Source organism: Pantoea sp. RCC30.1 (assembly GCF_058148845.1).
On sequence record NZ_JBXUHX010000067.1, the window covers coordinates 1 to 5,086 of the forward strand.

At 57.2% G+C, this 5,086-nt stretch carries 5 protein-coding genes and 1 pseudogene; 2 read left to right on the forward strand and 4 right to left on the reverse strand.

The window, feature by feature from the left end:
* Positions 1-163: hypothetical protein (locus AC2LB6_RS24350; protein ID WP_490095448.1), on the forward strand; the 163-nt coding region annotated here is incomplete at its 5' end.
* Between the two features lie 45 nt (positions 164-208).
* On the opposite strand, the gene AC2LB6_RS24355 is transcribed toward AC2LB6_RS24350, so the two are convergent.
* Positions 209-1,105, reverse strand: a complete 897-nt coding sequence (locus AC2LB6_RS24355) for a LysR family transcriptional regulator (RefSeq protein WP_490095445.1) — start codon at positions 1,103-1,105, stop codon at positions 209-211.
* A gap of 95 nt (positions 1,106-1,200) precedes the next feature.
* Between AC2LB6_RS24355 and AC2LB6_RS24360 the strand changes: the two genes are divergently transcribed.
* Positions 1,201-2,202 (forward strand): zinc-binding alcohol dehydrogenase family protein, encoded by a 1,002-nt coding sequence (locus AC2LB6_RS24360; RefSeq protein ID WP_490095446.1) that lies wholly within the window; start codon positions 1,201-1,203, stop codon positions 2,200-2,202.
* Between the two features lie 45 nt (positions 2,203-2,247).
* Here the strand turns inward: AC2LB6_RS24360 and nadR are convergent, their stop codons facing one another.
* The 3 genes and pseudogenes from nadR to serB all read right to left on the reverse strand — a co-directional run.
* Positions 2,248-3,489 (reverse strand): multifunctional transcriptional regulator/nicotinamide-nucleotide adenylyltransferase/ribosylnicotinamide kinase NadR, encoded by a 1,242-nt coding sequence (gene nadR / locus AC2LB6_RS24365; RefSeq protein ID WP_490095447.1) that lies wholly within the window; start codon positions 3,487-3,489, stop codon positions 2,248-2,250.
* 75 nt (positions 3,490-3,564) lie between these two features.
* Positions 3,565-4,947 (reverse strand): DNA repair protein RadA, encoded by a 1,383-nt coding sequence (gene radA, locus AC2LB6_RS24370; RefSeq protein ID WP_003854897.1) that lies wholly within the window; start codon positions 4,945-4,947, stop codon positions 3,565-3,567.
* A gap of 13 nt (positions 4,948-4,960) precedes the next feature.
* Positions 4,961-5,086: pseudogene (serB, locus tag AC2LB6_RS24375) on the reverse strand (phosphoserine phosphatase); the annotation flags it as partial.

Sequence of the window (5,086 nt, forward strand, 5' to 3'; positions counted from 1 at the left end):
GTTCCTGGACCGTATCGCCACGCACATTCTGGATTATCAGGATGAGGGCAACATCGAATTCTTCGAAGGTAACTTTACCGAATATGAAGAGTACAAGAAGCGTACCCTCGGCGCCGAAGCGCTGGAGCCGAAGCGCATCAAGTACAAACGTATGACGAAGTAATCGAATAAACGGGCGGCAGCGATGTCGCCCTTTTTGATGGTTCACTCAGCGATAAAACTCTCTGAATACCGGAGACTGCAGCGCAAACTCAATAAAGCGCGCCAGCGCAGGTGAGTTCAGTTTACGGCCCGGATAGACCAGCCACAGCTCATTTCCCTCGATTTCCCATTCCGGCAGCACCGGCACCAGCCGGGGATCCGCCATCGCCCCATCGGTCAGAAAGTGCGGCAGCAGCGTAATGCCCGCATCGCCCAGCGCAGATTCGCGCGCATAGAGTAAATTGTCCGTGAGATGGCCTGGCGGCAATAGCCAGCGATAGAACTCGTCATCACGCTGCAACACCCATTCATTCCAGGCGCGATGCGCAATACAGCGGTGGGCCGACAGCTGTTGTGGATGTTCCAGCGGTGGATGCTGATTGAGATAGTGCTGTGAAGCCACCAGCAGTCGCGGGCAGTTGCCTATCCGGCGGCCAATTAGCGAGGACTCCTGCGGCTGACCGGTGCGCAGCGCCACATCGAAGCCTTCCTGCACCAGATCGCGCATCTCATCGGAGATAGAGACATCCAGCGTTACATCGGGATAAAGACGTAAAAACGCCGCGTTACAGCGCGCCAGCAGCGTAGCGCCAATGCCTGCCGGGCTGGTGATGCGCAGACGCCCGCTGGGATTTTCCCGCAGGCTGGCGATCGCCTGATCGGCGCGTTCACTGGCCTGCATCATCTCCTGGCAATGCAGCAGATAGCGCTCACCGGCGAAGGTCAGGTTGAGCTGGCGGGTGGTGCGGTTCAGTAACCGAATCCCCAGCCGCTGCTCCAGCTGGCTTATGCGCTGACTGACGCTTGATTTGGGCAGACCCGCGCGTTCTGCCGCGCCGGTAAAGCTACCGCACTCAGCCACCAGCGCAAACAGCGCCATATCCTGCCACTGACGAAACGCCATTGTTCACCCCAGACGAACACTCTATGAAAGATTGTCCATCTTATCACCGCTAAAACCAGGTTCTACACTTAAGTAACTTACTAAGGAGAATCTTTATGTCTATTCGCGCTATCGCAGTTAATCCCGAAAATCCTGAAAACTTCACCGAAATTTTCCCTGAAACCCCCACGCCAGGTGAGTATGACCTGCGGGTCGAAGTCAAAGCCGCGTCGGTCAACCCGGTCGATACCAAGGTGCACAAAGGGGCAAAGAAGAACGGCTTACAGCAGCCACGCATCCTGGGCTGGGATGCCAGCGGCGTGGTGCTGGAAGTGGGCAGCAAAGTCAGCAACTTTAAGCCTGGCGATGAAGTCTTTTATGCTGGCGACCTGACCCGTCCTGGCAGTAACAGCACCGAGCAGCTGGTTGACTCACGCATCACCGGTCACAAGCCAGAGAGCCTGGACTGGGCGCAGTCGGCCGCGATCCCGCTGACGGCGCTGACCGCCTGGGAAGGACTGTTTGAGCGACTGCGCCTGGAGACAGCAACGGAGGATCAGACCCTGCTGATCGTGGGCGGCGCAGGCGGTGTCGGATCGCTGGCGATCCCTCTGGCGAAGCTACGCAGCAAGGTGAAGATCATCGCAACCGCCTCGCGTGAAGATTCAGCCCAGTGGTGCCGCGAACGCGGAGCCGATCGGGTGATCAACTACAAAGATATGATCGGTGAGCTGGAGAAACAGGGCATTAAGCAGGTCGATTATATTTTCTGCCTGAATGATACCGACGGTCACTGGGAGACGATGGCGAAGCTGATCGCTCCACAAGGGCATATCTGCACCATCGTAGAAAACGAACATCCGCTTTCGATGGATCAGTTGAAGCTGAAGAGTGCTGCCCTGCACTTCGAGCTGATGTACACCCGCAGCATGTTCAACACGCCGGATATGGCGCGTCAGGGCGAGATTCTGGATGCGGTATCGGCGTTACTGGATGAAGGTAAGCTGCAAACCACATTGAGCGAGACGCTGCACGGCCTGAGCGTTGAGACCTTAACCGCCGCCCATCAGCGCGTGCTGGAAGGCCACATGCGCGGCAAAGTGGTGATGGTTTATTAATGCGCTGACCCGGCTGCCGTGCGGCTGACCGGGTCACAGTCTGCATTACGGCTGGGCGTTTTTCTCGCCCAGCATCGCTTTGACCAGTTCAATGCAGCGCAGGAAACGCGCATCATAATCATCTTCCTGTACGTGCAGAAATTCGATGTTGTTTTCACGCAGCATTGTCACCAGCATCGACTGAAACTCCCGTCGATCCACTGAGCTGCCCAGGCTTCGCAATCCATCCGCGACCCAGGGCACGTTGTTCTCCAGCAGAATCACCAGATCAAAACGATATTCATCGATCAGGGCCTGCACAAAGGGATGTTCACGCCCTTCATACTTCAGACAAAACGCCTGTGTGGTCACAAAGTCGGTGTCGATAAACGCCACTTTGTTGGCATATTTGACGGCGAAATCGATGTACTGCGCCTGACCCAGCGCGATCTTGTCGTAATCAGAATATTGCAGCGCCATTTCGTCACCGCCCAGGTGGGAGAAGACATAGTCGCGGCCATATTCCCAGGCACTGGTGGTGTTGAAGATGTTGGCGAGCTTGTTCACCAGCGTTGATTTACCGCTCGATTCTCCGCCGAGGATCGCCACGGTGCGCACAAAGAACGGTTTCACTTCGGTGGGAATATAATCCCAGAAGCGGAACGGATCCTGACGAATCTGCGCGCCACTGATGCTCATAAAGGATCGGTTAGGATCGACCAGCACGGTCTGAATGCCAAGATGCTGCTGATACATCTCCGCATCGGGCGCTTCGCTGGTGTAGATGCAGTCCGGCGCAATGCCGTGCTCGCTGAGGAAGGCGCTAACGCCTTCACTCCAGACATCCCAGCCGTGCGGATAGGGTTCAATCCCCTCTTCATCGAAGGCGTGAATGCGGATATTTTTCTGATACTTAAAGGTCTGCAGCAGCCAGCGCAAGCGATCGCTGACCGTAGGCTGCTGTGACATCGAGCTGTTCTCAAACAGTTCGCGGTCGCGCAGCTCATCGTAGCCCATAATGATATGCAGCTCATCGACCTGGCTACAGGCGCGCTGTATCAGATAGATATGGCCGGTGTGCAGCGGATAGAACTTACCAAAAACCACGCCCACCGTTTTGTCGCGGCGCGGAAACTCCAGCCCCAGAAAACGGTGCAGTGCCTCCAGCTTTTGCGCGCTGGGGCTTTTGATTTTGGCATTGAGCAACTGGCTCAGATAGCCTTTGGTCATGCCGCTGGCATCAGCGACCTGTTGCAGCGTATGGCCCTGCTGGCGAATAGCCGTTTTCAGATAATCAAACGACGACATGTCGTGCCTCCTGCATCAATGCGGTTAAGGTGGGAGCGGCCTGTCCGCGACGCAGTCTGGCAGGCCGCAGGCGCATTACAGATCGTCCAGAATCGCCAGCGCATCGGCCAGCTTCTTCGCGCTGAAAACCTGCATCCCGGCAATCGGTTTTTTCGGTGCATTCCCTGCCGGTACAATGGCACGTTTGAAGCCATGCTTCGCCGCTTCAGAGATGCGCTCCTGACCGCTGGGCACCGGACGGATCTCACCGGCAAGTCCCACTTCGCCGAAGATCACCAGATCCTGCGGCAAAGGACGATCCCGCAGGCTCGATACCATCGACAACATCAGCGCCAGGTCAGCACTGGTTTCGGTCACTTTAACGCCGCCAACCACGTTGACGAACACATCCTGATCCGCCATCTGCAATCCGCCGTGACGGTGTAAAACGGCCAGCAGAATCGCCAGGCGGTTCTGCTCCAGACCCACCGCCACGCGGCGTGGATTGCCCATCATCGAGTGATCGACCAGCGCCTGAATCTCTACCAGCAGCGGACGGGTTCCTTCCCATAGCACCATGACAGAACTGCCCGAGGTAACCTCTTCGCCACGTGACAGGAAGATAGCGGACGGATTGCTGACTTCACGCATGCCCTGTTCGGTCATGGCAAACACACCCAGCTCATTGACCGCGCCGAAGCGGTTTTTATGACTGCGCAGGGTGCGGAAGCGGGAGTCGGCATCGCCATCCAGCAGGACTGAGCAGTCGATACAGTGTTCCAGCACTTTCGGTCCGGCCAGTGAGCCATCTTTGGTGACGTGACCGACCATGATGATCGCCACACCGCGTGTTTTAGCGAAGCGGGTCAGGTAAGCCGCGGTTTCACGCACCTGAGCGACGCTACCCGGCGATGACTGGATCTCCGCCATATGCATGACCTGGATCGAGTCGATCACCATCAGTTGCGGCTGCTCCTGTTCGGCAATCAGACAGATCTGCTCAATGCTGGTTTCCGACAGCATATTCACATTTTCGGTGGGTAATCCCAGACGATGGGCACGCATCGCGACCTGTTGCAGTGATTCTTCACCGGTGACGTAAAGGGTTTTCATGCCCTCTGACAACCGGCACATCACCTGCAGCAGCAGTGTGGATTTACCCGCGCCAGGGCTGCCGCCAATCAGAATGGCGCTGCCCGGCACCACCCCACCGCCCAGCACACGGTCAAACTCTTTGAAGCTGGTCGAGAAGCGCGGTAACGCCTCCAGGCTGATTTCAGAGAGCTTCTGCACCCGGCTGGTTCCGGCGCTGCCGGCATAGCCACTCAGGCGCTCGTTACGCGCAGCGGCGGGCGAGGCGGCAATGCGCACCTCGGTGATGGTGTTCCAGGCGTGGCAGGCGCTGCATTGCCCCTGCCAGCGTGGGTAATCTGCGCCACATTCGTTACAGACAAATGCGCGTTTTGCCGCTTTGGCCAAATCAATACCTCAGTTAACGCTCTTCGTGGATCAGGCTGCCGGTGAGGATGCAGAACACCCCCATCAGATCGGCATGGCGAATGGTGACCGCAGTCTGTTCATTCACCTTAGGTTTAGCATGGAACGCAATGCCCAGCGC

Excerpts from the sequence above, each read along its gene's own strand:
- AC2LB6_RS24355 (WP_490095445.1), bottom strand. The coding sequence starts at position 1,105 with ATGGCGTTTCGTCAGTGGCAGGATATGGCGCTGTTTGCGCTGGTGGCT.
- AC2LB6_RS24360 (WP_490095446.1), top strand. The coding sequence starts at position 1,201 with ATGTCTATTCGCGCTATCGCAGTTAATCCCGAAAATCCTGAAAACTTC.
- nadR (WP_490095447.1), bottom strand. The coding sequence starts at position 3,489 with ATGTCGTCGTTTGATTATCTGAAAACGGCTATTCGCCAGCAGGGCCAT.